Here is a 13182-nt window from a genome sequence, read left to right on the forward strand (position 1 = left end):
CTTCAACAGCGGAACGGACAGTGCTAGACAAGTAAGTACCCTTATAACTTCCATCTGAAGGAGTGGGAAAGATGCTGACAGCACGGGAAATCATGACCGGCAATGCCGAATGCATCGGCGAGAACGAGACCCTGGAGGCGGCGGCGCGCAAGATGCTTGAGCTGGATGTCGGCTCCCTGCCCATCTGCGGCGAGGACAACCGGCTCAAGGGAATGGTGACGGACCGCGACATCGTCACGAAATGCCTGGCCCGCGGCGGCGACCCTCGGACGGCGAAGGCGGGCGAACTGGCGGAAGGCAAGCCGGTCACGATCGGGGCCGACGACGGCATCGAGGAAGCCATCAAGACCATGCAAACCCACCAGGTGCGGCGGCTTCCAGTGATCGACGGTCACGAGCTGGTCGGAATCCTCAGCCAGGCCGACATAGCCCGCAACTACCCGGAGGACCGGGTAGGCGACTTGGTCGAGTTCATTTCCTACTGATCGAGAGGGACGGTCCGCATGCCCCAGCGCACCGCAGCCGACGTCATGGTCGAACGGCTCGAGGCCTGGGGCGTGCCCCGCATCTTCGGGTACAGCGGCGACGGCATCAACACGTTCATGGGCGCGCTGCGCCGCGCCGGCACGGTCGACTTCGTCCAGGCCCGGCACGAGGAGAACGCCGCCTTCATGGCCGCCGGACATGCGAAATACACCGGCACCGTCGGCGTCGTGACCTCGACCCAAGGACCGGGCGCGGTCCATCTGCTCAACGGGCTCTACGATGCCAAGCTGGATGGTGCCCCGGTGGTCGCGCTCGTGGGCCAGCAGTCCCGCAGTGTCCTCGGGTCGGGCTACATGCAGGAGATCGACCTGGCCCTGCTGATGCGCGACGTGGCCTGCTACCGGCAGCAGGTGGCTTCCGCCGAGGCCCTTCCCATGGCCATGGACCGCGCCTTCAAGGCCGCCCTGACCCACCGCGGCCCCGCCGTCGTTATTGTTCCCCACGACGTGCAGAAACTGCCCGCCCCCGATTTGGGGCACGAACACGGGATCCTGGTGACGTCGCCGGACTGGCGGCCGATGGCGGCCGTTCCCCAGGCGCCGGACCTGCAGGTCGCCGCCGAGGTGCTCAACGCCGGACGCAGGGTGGCGCTGCTCGTTGGCCAGGGCGCCCGCGGCGCCGAGCGGCAGGTCGAGGCGGTCGCGGAACGGCTCGGTGCCGGCATCGCCACGAGCCTGCTGGGCAAGCCCTTCGTCGACGAGCGGCTGCCCTATGCCACCGGCACGATGGGTCATCTGGGTACCGGTGCGAGCGGCAAGCTCCTGGGCAACTGCGACACGCTGCTCATTATCGGGTCGAAGGACCCCTGGACCGAGTTCTACCCGCCTCCCGGGGCCGCGCGGGCGGTGCAGATCGACGCCAACCCGGCGGCCATCGGCATCCGCTATCCCGTGGAGGCGGGCCTCGCAGGCGACGCCGACCCCACCTTGAGGGCGCTGCTGCCGCTGCTGTCCGGCACTCCGGACGAGGTGTGGCAGAGCGAAGTCCGGGGCTGGGTCGAGGACTGGCGCCGGCTGTCCGAAGACCGGGCCATGACGCAGGCCAGCCCGATCAATCCCGAGCGCGTCCTGCACGAGCTCGGCCGCCGCTTCCCGGAGGACGCACGACTGGCGGTCGACGTGGGCAGTTGCGTCTACTGGTATGCCCGGCAGCTCGTGCTCCCGAAGGGTGTCCAAGCCCATCTCTCCGGGACGCTGGCGAGCATGGGGTGTTCCATTCCGTACGGCATCGCCGCGAAGCTTGACCGCCCCGCGGCCCCGGTGATCGCCGTGTCCGGCGACGGGGCCCTGCAGATGGCCGGGCTGGCGGAACTGATCACCGTGGCCAGGCTCTGGCCCCAGTGGGCCGACCCCCGCTTCGTCATCTGCGTCCTCAACAACCGCGAGCTGGCTGAAGTGACGTGGGAACAGCGGGAAATGGAGGGCGAACCGCGGTTCGACGCCAGCCAGGCCATCCCGGAGTTCGACTACGCGGGTTATGCCCGCCTGCTCGGCCTGGAGGGCCTGCGCGTTGATGATCCGGAAAAGATCGGCCCCGCCTGGGAGAAGGCGCTGGCCGCGGAGTGCCCCTTCCTGCTGGAGTTCGTGACCGATCCGGAGGTGCCGCTGCTGCCGCCGTTCCCGGCGGGCAAGGACAAAGCCGAAGCCATGCAGCAAGCGCTGGGTGAGGAAGGCGGCTCCGGCCGGCACGCGAGCCGGATGCTGGAGCGGTACGTCCGCCAGGAAGAGCAGGCATAGGGTCCAGCGTCCCGCGGCACCGGCCGGGCGGCGCCGGTCAGGCGGCCTCGTCCGCGTCCTCGTCCATGCCGGTAGCGATCCTAACCGTTTCGATAATGCGCCGCACGGAGGTCGCGACACTGGCGGCGGGGCTCAGGGCCTCGGCGCCGGCATCGGTCCGGGCATCGACGGCCTGCAGCAGTGCGCCCAGCCCGTCTTCGGCGGCCTGCAGGCGCTCGGGCAGATCGTCGTCGCCCGATTCCCACGCGTGGAGAATGTCCGCCGAGCTCAGGAGCGATTCGGACAGGGGCTCGAACAGGCCGTCCGGCAGCTCGCCGGACAGCGGCTTCAGTCCTCCGGCGCCGGCCAGCACGTCCGTGATGTCCTTGACGTGGAACGCCACGGTCTCCAGCGCGCGCAGGTCCTGGTAGTCGGTGCCCACGTCCCGGCTGTGGCGGCGGGCGCGCGGGTTGCCCTTCCGGCTTTCATCGGCGTGGTAGACGGCCTGCCGCACCTCATGGCCGGTCGTGGAAATGTCAGAGTTATAGCGGGTCCAGGCCTCCGGCTCCGGCGGCCAGTCCTCCGTCAGCGCCGCGGCCAGCCCCTCCAGGTGCGAGGCCAGCATGGTGCGGAACCGGGAGAGCTGCAGCACCGCGGCACTGAAGTTCAGCGGGGGCCAGATGAGGGCATTCACCAACAGGCCGCAGCAGACGCCGACGGCCATCTGCATGGCATAGCCAATGGAGTAGTCCTCGGCATCCTGTCCGCCGATGATCAACACGAAAAGTGCGGCCATCGGCACGTAGTCCCTGCCGTACCCCAAGGCTCCGATGCCGGAAAGCAGCACCGCGATCCCCACCACCAGCGGAATCGTGACCAGGTTCGGCTCGACGAAAACCACTACGGCGCCGGCCAGGAGCACGCCGACCAGCAGCCCGGCCAAGGTCTGCAGGCCCGCCTTGACCGAGCCCATGAGGGTCGGATACATGCTGACGAGGGCGCCAAGCGGCGCGTAGTAGGGGTAGTCGTCGGCCACGCCCGGCATGTACGGGGCAACGAACCAGGCAATGGCGACGGCGATCGCCGCCTTGACCGCCAACAGGATGCGCGCCTGGCTCCAGTTGATTTCCATCCAGGACACAACTCGGCGCAGCGCCGTGGGGGCTTTGAGTGCTAGGGGCATATTTTCATCTTCACAGGCGCCCCTGCTGCTGGCTACCGAAAGCCATACTCTTGTCCGCATGCCGCCGATGCGGCGAGACTAGTGCCATGGCAGAGACGGGCGCGGCCTCGACCGCGGGCGAGCCCCCGGACGAACCGACGCGCGGATTAATCGTCGTCGGAGTGGACGGTTCGCAACTGTCGATCGCCGCCCTTCGCTACGCCGGGCGGCTGGCGGAAGGGCTCGGCTGCACCATCGAGGCGGTAGCCGCGTGGCAGTACCATATGGCGCTGGGCACCTTTACGCCGCTGGATTGGACGCCTGAGGAAGATACCCGCGAGCTCCTGGACCAGGCCGTGCGGGAGGCCTTCGGTTCAGACCCGCCTGCAGGCCTGCGCCGCACGGTGCGGCAGGGGCATGCAGCCAGCGTCCTGGCGGAGGCGGGCGCCGGCGCCGAGATGCTGATCGTTGGCAGCCGCGGGCACGGCGGCATCGCAGGGATGCTGCTCGGTTCCGTCAGTTACTCGGTTTCAGCCCGCGCCCGCTGCCCGGTATTGGTCATGCACCAGCAGCCTGCCCTGGACGAGTAGGCGGCCTCCCGCGTCAGCCGGCCGCCGCCTGCGTGCTCCGGCCCTGGCCTCAGCGCGCCGCAACGAACGTCGACATCCCGGCGTGGCTCAGCTCGGTGGCGGCCCCGATCAATACGAGCACGACGTAGGCACTGACAGGCACCAGGAGGAGCCACTCCCGCCAGGACCCGGCGTTGCCGAGCAGGGGGAGCGCGAAACTACCGTTGGGCCGCCAGATCCGCCGCAGACCGGGAACCTTGCGCAGGGCCTTCGGCGGACGGATCCGCAGGGGCCACCAGAGATTGATGCCGCCCGTGGTGACCATGTCCCCGAGGAGATGGACGACGACGCCGATTGCCATCGCGAGCGGGAACCAGTTCTGGTGCTCGGGTGCGAAGGCAGTGATGAAGGCGGCGACGACGACGCCAACCGCCCAAGGCGTCTTCCGCAACCGGTCCGGGATGAACTTGAGGGCTTTGGCGGCGAAGGCGACCAGCAGAATGCAGAGCAGCCCCGCCGCGGGGTAGACGGTTCCGAACCGCTGCGTCTCGATGCTCGGGAGCCCGGCCAGCCAGGCCAGGGCAACGAACACGGCCACCCCCAGGACGGAGTGGGTGCCGCGCCGGTGCCCTCCGGCAAGGTCGCCGACGGCCGAACACACAAGGTTGGAGACCGGGGGCAGCGAATGGGCGATGGTGGCGCGGTGGTGGTCAGCGTCGGGGACCAGGGCTGCGCCGGCCGTCACGAGGGCACCGCTGATCACACCGGCAGGGCCGACGTCCAGCAGCCCGGCACCCAGCAGGACGGGCTGCTGCGCCCAGTCCGCGCTGACGACGGACCCCAGCGAGACTTCGAACTGTGTGGTCAGGGCAATCCAGGCGGCGGCTCCGCTGGCGGCATGGTGGGCACCGAGCATCGGAACCGGCTTCCTCTCGACTGGGGGTGTGGCACTGCGCCGGTTCGAAGTCTAGCCTTCCCCAGTGTCAGTCTTTCTCTTCCCACCTCACGTCGAGATTGCGGAAGACCGGGGGCCCGTCGCAGAGTTCGGCGAACCGGGCTGCGAACTCGGTGGTCTCCGGCCGGCGCGAGTTCTCCATCGCGGACTCGTAGGAGTCGAATTCGACGATGTGCAGATACGTCCCGGGACGGTCGCGATCCTCCGTCGAAAGGATCCTGCGGAAGGTCGCCGGTGTGCTGCCGTCAGTCCGGGAAGGCCTCCCGAGCTGTTCGATCTCCTCCATCCGCGAGGTCTGGAATTCAATGATCTGGATAAAGCCGGCCATGACGGTTCCTTACCTGGACGATTCGGATGCCGCTCAGGGTAGGCCCGGGTCAGTGTGGCCACAATCACCAATTCGGGGGGCTGAGGCGCCTTCGGGGACAGACCTTGGAATGCAAAAAGACCCCGGAGAACCGTCTGGTTCTCCGGGGTCCCATCCCTGTGCGCGGAGGGGGACTTGAACCCCCACCCTCAATAAGAGGACTAGCACCTCAAGCTAGCGCGTCTGCCATTCCGCCACCCGCGCAGGTGGTTTTCTCAGGCCCGGACCGAACCGGTTCCTTCGAAAGCAGCGAGAAAAACTCTAACACGTTTTTCCGGAAGTACTTAATCGGCCCCGGCCGGGCGGGGCTGACCGGCCGGCCGGCGCCGATTTCCCTCCCGCCCGCGTGGGTCATCGGTAGGCTGGAGGCACCAGACGAGTGCTAGGAGCCCGCCATGCCCGCAATTTCGCCCGAGGATGAGGTCGCCCGGATCTGTAGCGAACTCATCCGCTTCGACACCTCCAACTACGGGGGCAATGAAGGCCCGGGGGAGCGGGCCGCCGCCGAATACACCGCCGGACTGCTGGAGGAAGCGGGCCTGCAGGCCGAGATCTTCGAGTCGGCGCCCGGACGGGCTTCGCTGGTCGCCCGGATGACCGGGGAGGACCCCTCCGCCGGCGCCCTCGTCGTCCACGGCCATCTGGACGTGGTGCCTGCGCAGAAGGAGGACTGGCAGGTCGACCCGTTCAGCGGCGAGGAACGCGACGGCCTGATCTGGGGCCGCGGCGCGGTCGACATGAAGGACATGGACGCCATGATTCTGGCGGTCGCCCGGGACATGGCGCGGACCGGTGTCCGGCCCAAGCGCGACCTGGTGTTCGCCTTCTTCGCGGATGAAGAGGCCGGCGGCAAGTACGGGGCCCGCTGGGCAGTGGACAACCGGCCCGAACTTTTCGACGGCGCCACCGAGGCCATCTCCGAGGTAGGCGGCTTCTCCGCCACGATCGGCGGCAAACGCGCCTACATGCTGCAGACCGCGGAAAAGGGCATCGCCTGGTTGAGGCTGGCCGTCATGGGACGGGCCGGCCACGGATCGCAGCTGAACACGGACAACGCCGTGACAACGCTGGCCCAAGCCGTCGGCCGGATCGGCGCCCACCAGTGGCCGATCGAGCTGACCGATACCACGCGCCGGTTCCTCGACGGCGTAACCGAGCTGACCGGCGTCGAGTTCGACCCGGACAACCCGGACATCCTTCTCAAGGAGTTGGGCACCGTTGCCCGATTCGTCGGCGCAACGCTGCAGAACACTTCCAACCCGACCGTGCTGAAGGCCGGCTACAAGGAGAATGTGATCCCGGGCCTGGCCGAGGCACGGATCGACGCCCGGACGCTGCCGGGACAGGATGAACTCGTGCTCGCCAAGATCCGGGAGCTGGCGGGCGAGGGCGTCGACGTCAGCTACGTCCACCAGGACCGCGCGCTGGAGGTCCCCTTCTCCGGCAGCCTCGTGGACGCCATGGTGGACTCGCTGACGGCGGAAGACCCGGACGCCGTCGTCCTGCCTTACACGCTTTCCGGGGGAACCGACAACAAGTCCCTGGCCCGCCTGGGCATCACCGGCTATGGCTTCGCACCGCTGCGGCTGCCCGACGAGCTGGACTTCACCGGCATGTTCCACGGCGTGGACGAGCGGGTGCCGGTGGAGTCGCTGAAGTTCGGGACCCGGGTGCTGGGGCGCCTGCTGAGGTCGTACTAGGGGAGGAGCGCCAGTGCCCAAGACAGTGGAAGAACTGCTGCCCGACGAACTGCTCGAGCGGATCCGCGGCCGCGCCGCCGGGTATGACGAGGCCAACAGCTTCTTCGACGATGATCTGGCAGAACTCGCCGGCGCCGGCTACCTGAAGATGCTGGTGCCGGAGGCTGAGGGCGGCCTGGGCTGGAGCCTGCTCCAGGCAACCCGGGCCCAAACGCGGCTGGCCGCAGCAGCCCCGGCAACGGCGCTGGCTATCAACATGCATCTGGTCTGGACCGGCGTGGCCCGCGTACTCGCGGAGCGCGGCGACGGGAGCATGGCCTTCGTGCTGGAGGAGGCAGGACGCGGCGAGGTCTTCGGATTCGGCGTCTCGGAAGCCGGAAACGACCATGTCCTCTTCGACTCCCGGACGGTGGCCCAGCCGCTGGCCGACGGCAGCTACGCCTTCACCGGGGCGAAAGTCTTTACGAGCCTCTCGCCCGCCTGGACCCGGCTGGGCGTCTTCGGGCGCGACGACACCGGCTCGGAACCACAGCTGGTCTGGGCCTTCGTGGACCGCCAGGCTCCCGGTTACCGCATCAAGGAGGACTGGAACACGCTGGGCATGCGCGCCAGCCAGTCCAATACAACGCTCCTGGACGGCGTCGTGGCGCGGCCGGAGCGGGTGTTCCGCAAGCTGCCGGTCGGCCCCAACCCGGACCTGCTCGTCTTCGGCATCTTCGCCTGTTTCGAAATCCTGCTCTCCTCCGTCTACACCGGTATCGGGCGGCGCGCGGTGGAACTCGCCGTGGAGAACAGCCACCGGCGTCAATCGCTGAAGACCGGGCGCAGCTACGCGCAGGATCCGGACATCCGCCGCCGCGTGGCCGAGGCCGCGATGGCCATGGACGGGGCCTACCCGCAGGTTGATGCGCTGGCCTCGGACGTGGACAACCAGGTCGACCACGGGAACCAGTGGTTCGCCAAGCTGGCAGGGCTGAAGGTCCGCACGACGGAAACGGCCAAGCAGGTCGTCGAGCAGGCAGTGCGTGTCTCCGGCGGCGGTGGCTATTTCCGCGGCGGCGAACTCGAGCGGCTTTACCGGGACGTCCTGGCAGGCCTGTACCATCCCTCGGACGATGAGTCGGCGCACAGTACCGTGGCCAACGCCTGGCTCGGCCCGCTCGAAGACTGACCCGGCCCGGGGCACCCTCCGGCGAGGGACTAGACGGTGGCTTCCACGCGCAGGACCTTGCGGCGCAGCCAGTACTTGCGGCCGCCGCCCATGTACAGCCGGGTACGGACCAGGTCCCACTTGCCGTACTCGGCGTGCTCGGCCAGCGCGCGGCGCGCTTCCTTCACGGATTCGCCCTTGGCCAGGGTCAGCACGAGGTACTCGTAGTCGCGGGCATGGTCACGCTCGCGCTGGCTCGTTCCGGTTCCGAATTGTTCCCTCATTGCCCTCCGATCTCTTCACTTATTCTTCCCCCAACGGCTAACGTCTACTACATGGCCATTGATCCGCGTGTCGCGCTCCAGTCATTCACCGCTGCCCTCGAAGAACACCTTGCCGCCGCGTCCAGCCGGCGGGGAGAAAACGACCCGGCCGTGGAAGCGGCCTTTTCCTCCATCATGGAAACCTTCGAAGCCTATGAGGATGCACTTTACGACGCCTTCGGCGAAGTTACACCCCTGGTGATTTACGACGAGACCGAGGACGAGGACCGCGACGAGCAGGAAGACGATTACGACGACGTCGCGGACCCGTTCGACGACGACCTGGAGATCGAGGAGAAGTAGCCGGCGGCCGGCGCGGACTCAGGCCGGCGTCGCCGAAATGTCGTCCAGGGCGGAGGCGATTTCGGCGGGAATCCTCTTGGGCGCGGCCGCCAGGATCTGGTGCAGCTGTGCGGGCGTCCGCGGCCCGACCACCGCGGTGGCGATGCCCGGCTGGTCCAGTGCCCAGCCCAGGGCGAGTTCCAGGGCCGGAATATCCAGCCCGCGCGCGGCCGTTGCCAGCGCCTCAGTGATCCGCGCCGAGCGCCCGGACAGATAGGGCTCGACGTAGGCGGCCCCCGTCTCGGAGCTGCCTCGCGAATCCGCCGGGATCCCGCCCCGGTATTTCCCGGTGAGCACGCCGCGGCCCAGCGGCGACCAGGCCATCACGCCCGCCCCGAGGGCACGGGCCGCCGGAATGACCTCGCGCTCGGCGGTGCGCTTGAGCAGCGAGTACTCGGACTGGACGGCGACCAGCGGCACTGCGCTGATCGAGATGGCCCGCGCCAGCTGCCACCCGGAGTAATTCGACACGCCCACGTAGCGGGCCCGGCCGGATCCCACCGCGAACTCCAATGCGGACAGCGTTTCCTCCAGCGGGACATTGTCGTCCCAGCAGTCCACCAGCCACAGATCCAGGTACTCGGTGCCCAACCGCGCGAGGCTCGCGTCGAGGCTGCGCAGCATCGACCCGCGCGAGGCGTCGAGCTCGCGGGCGCCATCCCGGCGGACGATGCCCGCCTTCGAGACAATTGTCACTTCCTGCCGCGGCACCAGTTCGCCCAGGAAAGCGCCGATAATCGCTTCGCTCGCGCCATCGGCGTAGGCGGCCGCGGTATCCAGCAGCGAGCCTCCGGCCTCCAGGTAAGCCCGCAGCATGATGGCGGCGTGCTCTTCATCCGTGGTGTCGCCCCAGGTCATGGTGCCCAGCGAAAGATGCGGCACCTTCAGCCCGCTGTTGCCCAAGCGATTCTGCTCCATGGGCAAAAGCCTACGGCCTCGCGTGCCGCAGGGCGGAACGGAACGCCTGATGACCGCGGGTCCACGGGCGAAAAGGCGAGGTCACCGCACGGACGGGCGCCGCCGTCGTACGCTGCCGGAATGGCCCGCAAACGCTGTCTGCGGCATCTCATCCCGCGGGCCGATCTTTCCCGGCGCCGGGGTGCCCGGTTCTGCCGGCACCCTGCCCGTGCTTTAAGGTCTAACTTGTGACTTGGCTTGAAGCGGCCTTCTTGGGACTGATCCAGGGCCTGACCGAATTCCTTCCGATTTCCTCCAGCGCCCATCTGCGCGTGGTGGGTGAGTTCCTGCCCGGTGCGGCCGACCCTGGTGCGGCCTTCACCGCGATCACGCAGCTGGGCACCGAGACCGCCGTGCTCATCTATTTCTGGAAGGACATCCTCAACATCGTCAAGGCGTGGTTCGGCTCGCTGACCGGCAAGGTCCCGCGGAACGACCCCGATGCACGGATGGGCTGGCTGGTCATCATCGGCTCCCTCCCCATCGGGGTGCTCGGCCTGCTCTTCCAGGACCAGATCGAGGGCACCTTCCGGAGCCTCTGGATTGTCGCCACCATGCTGATCGTGTTCGGCCTGATCCTGGCCGTGGCGGACTCCATCGGCAAGCAGGTGCGGGCCCTGGACAAGCTCACCTACAAGCACGGCATCCTGTTCGGCCTGGCCCAAGCACTGGCGCTGATTCCCGGTGTCTCCCGTTCCGGCGGTACGATCACTGCGGGGCTGCTGATGGGCTACACCCGCGAGGCAGCCGCACGCTACGCCTTCCTGCTGGCCATTCCGGCGGTGTTCGCGAGTGGTCTCTACCAGCTCTTCACCGGGCTGGACGAGCCGGGCCCGTACGGACCCGGCCCGACGGCGCTGGCCACCGTGGTGGCGTTCGTGGTCGGTTTCGTCATCATCGGGTGGTTCCTGAAGTTCGTGTCGACCCACAGCTACAAGCCCTTCGTCTGGTACCGGATCGGGCTGGGCTTGCTGCTCTACATTCTCTTGGGCATCGGCGCCATCAGCGCCTAAAGTACGACGGCGGTCCCACCGGGTCCGCAACACACACCGGAAGGAACATCAATTGTTCGGTTGGAATGCGCGCCCCGTGCCGGAGATCCCCGGCGGCAACGATGGGCTGACGCTCTTCGACACGGCCGCCGGAAACCTGGTCGAGCTGGAGCGCTCCGATGTCGGATCGCTCTACGTCTGCGGCATCACCCCCTATGATGCGACCCACATGGGGCACGCGGCGACGTACGTCGCCTTCGACCTGCTGAACCGCTACTGGCGCGACGCCGGACGCAATGTGCGGTACGTGCAGAACGTGACGGACGTCGACGACCCGCTGCTGGAGCGGGCCAAGGCGACCGGCGTGGACTGGGAGGCACTGGCCAAGGACCAGACCGACCTGTTCCGCGAGGACATGGAGGCCCTCAACGTCCTGCCGCCGGACCATTACATCGGTGCCGTTGAGTCCATCTCGTGGATCATTCCCGCGGTTGAACAGCTGCTGGAGGCCGGGCTGGCGTACCGCGTTGCCGGGACGGCCGGCGAGCCCGCCGGGGACGTGTACTTCGATTCCGTGGCCGCCGCGGGGGAGGGCTGGCACCTCGGCCTGACCTCGCGGCTGAGCGAGCAGGAGATGCTGCCGCTCTTCGCCGAACGCGGCGGGGATCCCGACCGGCCCGGCAAGCGGCATCCGCTGGACGCCCTGCTGTGGCGGGTGGCCCGCGAAGGCGAACCCAAATGGCCGGGCAATTCCCTGGGCGAGGGACGCCCGGGCTGGCACATCGAGTGCTCCATTATCGCGCGCCGCTTCCTCCCGGAGACGTTCGACGTCCAGGGCGGCGGCTCCGACCTGAGCTTCCCGCACCACGAGATGAGCGCCGGGCATGCCTACGCCCTGACCCACACGCCGCTGGCGAAGCACTTCGTGCACGCCGGCATGGTGGGCCTCGACGGCGAGAAGATGAGCAAGTCCAAAGGCAATCTCGTGCTCGTCTCGAAGCTGCGCGCGGCCGGCGAAGACCCGGCAGCGATCCGCACCGTTCTCCTCGGCCAGCATTACCGCAGCGACTGGTTCTGGACCGACGAGCTCCTTGAACAGGCACAGGCCCGGCTGGAGCTGTGGCGCGAGGCCGCCGGCGTCGGCGGCGCCGACGCTTCCGGGTTGGCGGAGGAAATCCGCGCCGCCTTGTCGAATGACCTGGACGCGCCCTCCGCCCTGGACGCGGTGGACCGCTGGGCGCACTCCGTTACCGCCGCCGGCGTAGGCGGACGGGGTGCTGAAGTGCCCGGCGAAGCTGTGGCTGCTCCGGTGGCCGCGGTACTCGACGCCCTGCTCGGCATCCGCCTCTGATCTACTGGCTTGTGCGGCGCCGGAATCTTCGCGATCCCGGCGCCGTGCCGAGCTCTTGCGGGTCCCTCAGTCCTTGCGGCGCTTCTTGAGATAACGCTCGAATTCCCGGGCGATCGACTCGCCCGTGGCCTCGGGCAGCTCGGCAGTGTCCTTGGCCTCCTCCAACTGGTGCACGTAGGCGGCAACTTCCGGATCCTCGACGGCCAGCTCGTTGACGCCGCGCTCCCAGGCCTCGGCTTCCTCCGTCAGCATGCTGGTGTCCAGCGGGAGCTGGAGGATGTCCTCCAAACGGTGCAGCAGCGCGAGCTCCGCCTTGGGGGAGGGCGCCTGTCCGACGTAATGCGGTACGGCCGCCCACAGCGAAACCGTGGGAATGCCGGCCAGGGAAGCCAGCTCCGAGAGCACACCGACGATTCCCGTCGGCCCCTCGTACTGGCTGGGCTCGGTGTTCAGCGCCTCGCGGATGCCGTCGTCCTCGCTGGTGGCGGTCACCGGGATAGGCCGGCTGTGCGGCACGTCCGCCAGCAGGGCGCCCACCAGGATCAGGCAGTCCACGTCCTGTTCCGTGGCATGGGCGAGCAGCTCGGCCGTGTAGGCCCGCCACCGGTAGGAGGGCTCGACGCCATGGACGAAAACGACGTCCACGTCCGTCCCGGGAACGCTGCAGCGGGTGAGCTTGGTCGTGGGCCACTTGATCCGGCGTTCACCCGAGGCCGTGCGGCGAACCATCGGGCGGGTGAACTGGAAGTCGTAGTAGAGGTCCGGGTCGATGCTGGCGACCTTCCGCCCGTCCCAGATCCGGCTCAGGTACTTCACCGCGTCCGTGGCGGCCTCCCCGGCATCATTCCAGCCTTCGAAGGCGGCCACCATCACGGTCAGCTTCCGCTGCGGCTGGCCTTCTTCCTGCTGGCGCGGGAAGAGGGAACGCAGTCCCCGAGCCTCGTTGTTGTCCTGTGTGCTCACCTCTTCACCCTAAACCGAAGGCTCTTCGGTTGTCAGGGAAGTCGGGTTTCAATTCGCGTGCCGGCGTAACGGCGTCCCCGCAGCTCCACC

Annotated in this window: 14 protein-coding genes and 1 tRNA gene; 8 read left to right on the forward strand and 7 right to left on the reverse strand. The window is 68.1% G+C overall.

From position 1 onward, the window contains the following. The first annotated feature begins 71 nt into the window (after positions 1–71). Together OC550_RS06585 and OC550_RS06590 are read left to right on the forward strand one after the other, a co-directional pair. Positions 72–485 (forward strand): CBS domain-containing protein, encoded by a 414-nt coding sequence (locus OC550_RS06585; protein WP_262104476.1) that lies wholly within the window; start codon positions 72–74, stop codon positions 483–485. Between the two features lie 18 nt (positions 486–503). Further along, positions 504–2282, forward strand: coding sequence for a thiamine pyrophosphate-requiring protein (locus OC550_RS06590; RefSeq protein ID WP_262104477.1), 1779 nt, complete (start codon positions 504–506; stop codon positions 2280–2282). A gap of 37 nt (positions 2283–2319) precedes the next feature. Here the strand turns inward: OC550_RS06590 and OC550_RS06595 are convergent, their stop codons facing one another. Then, positions 2320–3444: an aromatic acid exporter family protein gene (locus OC550_RS06595; RefSeq protein ID WP_262104478.1), complete on the reverse strand. Its 1125-nt coding sequence runs from the start codon at positions 3442–3444 to the stop codon at positions 2320–2322. Positions 3445–3530: 86 nt separating this feature from the next. On the opposite strand from OC550_RS06595, the gene OC550_RS06600 reads away from it, so the two are divergent. Further along, entirely contained in the window at positions 3531–4013 is a 483-nt protein-coding gene (locus tag OC550_RS06600) for a universal stress protein (protein ID WP_262104479.1), read from the forward strand. A 49-nt stretch (positions 4014–4062) separates the two neighbouring features. On the opposite strand, the gene OC550_RS06605 is transcribed toward OC550_RS06600, so the two are convergent. From OC550_RS06605 to OC550_RS06615, 3 genes are all read right to left on the reverse strand, one after another. Next, the gene (locus tag OC550_RS06605; RefSeq protein ID WP_262104480.1) at positions 4063–4908 is read right to left on the reverse strand and encodes a metal-dependent hydrolase; all 846 of its coding nucleotides are present in this window, start codon (positions 4906–4908) and stop codon (positions 4063–4065) included. A gap of 67 nt (positions 4909–4975) precedes the next feature. Continuing rightward, entirely contained in the window at positions 4976–5275 is a 300-nt protein-coding gene (locus tag OC550_RS06610; RefSeq protein WP_262104481.1) for a hypothetical protein, read from the reverse strand. 159 nt (positions 5276–5434) lie between these two features. After that, positions 5435–5518, reverse strand: a tRNA-Leu gene (locus tag OC550_RS06615). A 191-nt stretch (positions 5519–5709) separates the two neighbouring features. Here OC550_RS06615 and OC550_RS06620 point away from each other — a divergent pair. Beyond that, complete coding sequence (locus tag OC550_RS06620; RefSeq protein WP_262104482.1) at positions 5710–7014, forward strand: M20/M25/M40 family metallo-hydrolase; 1305 nt, start codon at positions 5710–5712, stop codon at positions 7012–7014. Between the two features lie 13 nt (positions 7015–7027). After that, positions 7028–8185 (forward strand): acyl-CoA dehydrogenase family protein, encoded by a 1158-nt coding sequence (locus OC550_RS06625; protein ID WP_262104483.1) that lies wholly within the window; start codon positions 7028–7030, stop codon positions 8183–8185. Between the two features lie 29 nt (positions 8186–8214). Here the strand turns inward: OC550_RS06625 and OC550_RS06630 are convergent, their stop codons facing one another. Continuing rightward, positions 8215–8448 (reverse strand): DUF5703 family protein, encoded by a 234-nt coding sequence (locus OC550_RS06630; RefSeq protein ID WP_262104484.1) that lies wholly within the window; start codon positions 8446–8448, stop codon positions 8215–8217. A gap of 51 nt (positions 8449–8499) precedes the next feature. Between OC550_RS06630 and OC550_RS06635 the strand changes: the two genes are divergently transcribed. Further along, positions 8500–8790, forward strand: coding sequence for a hypothetical protein (locus OC550_RS06635; RefSeq protein WP_262104485.1), 291 nt, complete (start codon positions 8500–8502; stop codon positions 8788–8790). 18 nt (positions 8791–8808) lie between these two features. Here OC550_RS06635 and OC550_RS06640 read toward each other — a convergent pair whose 3' ends face one another. Then, on the reverse strand, positions 8809–9747 hold the full coding sequence (locus tag OC550_RS06640) for an aldo/keto reductase (RefSeq protein WP_262104486.1): 939 nt from the start codon (positions 9745–9747) through the stop codon (positions 8809–8811). Between the two features lie 227 nt (positions 9748–9974). Here OC550_RS06640 and OC550_RS06645 point away from each other — a divergent pair, with 227 nt between their 5' ends. Next, positions 9975–10799 (forward strand): undecaprenyl-diphosphate phosphatase, encoded by an 825-nt coding sequence (locus OC550_RS06645; protein WP_262104487.1) that lies wholly within the window; start codon positions 9975–9977, stop codon positions 10797–10799. A 52-nt stretch (positions 10800–10851) separates the two neighbouring features. Next, entirely contained in the window at positions 10852–12129 is a 1278-nt protein-coding gene (mshC, locus tag OC550_RS06650) for a cysteine--1-D-myo-inosityl 2-amino-2-deoxy-alpha-D-glucopyranoside ligase (RefSeq protein ID WP_262104488.1), read from the forward strand. Between the two features lie 66 nt (positions 12130–12195). On the opposite strand, the gene OC550_RS06655 is transcribed toward mshC, so the two are convergent. Further along, complete coding sequence (locus tag OC550_RS06655; protein ID WP_262106272.1) at positions 12196–13059, reverse strand: PAC2 family protein; 864 nt, start codon at positions 13057–13059, stop codon at positions 12196–12198. Positions 13060–13182 lie beyond the last annotated feature (123 nt).

The organism is Arthrobacter sp. Marseille-P9274 (genome assembly GCF_946892675.1).
Lineage (GTDB): Bacteria > Actinomycetota > Actinomycetes > Actinomycetales > Micrococcaceae > Crystallibacter.

Excerpts from the sequence above, each read along its gene's own strand:
- OC550_RS06635 (WP_262104485.1), top strand. The coding sequence starts at position 8,500 with ATGGCCATTGATCCGCGTGTCGCGCTCCAGTCATTCACCGCTGCCCTC.
- OC550_RS06590 (WP_262104477.1), top strand. The coding sequence starts at position 504 with ATGCCCCAGCGCACCGCAGCCGACGTCATGGTCGAACGGCTCGAGGCC.
- OC550_RS06630 (WP_262104484.1), bottom strand. The coding sequence starts at position 8,448 with ATGAGGGAACAATTCGGAACCGGAACGAGCCAGCGCGAGCGTGACCAT.
- OC550_RS06600 (WP_262104479.1), top strand. The coding sequence starts at position 3,531 with ATGGCAGAGACGGGCGCGGCCTCGACCGCGGGCGAGCCCCCGGACGAA.
- OC550_RS06620 (WP_262104482.1), top strand. The coding sequence starts at position 5,710 with ATGCCCGCAATTTCGCCCGAGGATGAGGTCGCCCGGATCTGTAGCGAA.
- OC550_RS06605 (WP_262104480.1), bottom strand. The coding sequence starts at position 4,908 with ATGCTCGGTGCCCACCATGCCGCCAGCGGAGCCGCCGCCTGGATTGCC.
- OC550_RS06585 (WP_262104476.1), top strand. The coding sequence starts at position 72 with ATGCTGACAGCACGGGAAATCATGACCGGCAATGCCGAATGCATCGGC.
- OC550_RS06595 (WP_262104478.1), bottom strand. The coding sequence starts at position 3,444 with ATGCCCCTAGCACTCAAAGCCCCCACGGCGCTGCGCCGAGTTGTGTCC.
- OC550_RS06640 (WP_262104486.1), bottom strand. The coding sequence starts at position 9,747 with ATGGAGCAGAATCGCTTGGGCAACAGCGGGCTGAAGGTGCCGCATCTT.
- OC550_RS06610 (WP_262104481.1), bottom strand. The coding sequence starts at position 5,275 with ATGGCCGGCTTTATCCAGATCATTGAATTCCAGACCTCGCGGATGGAG.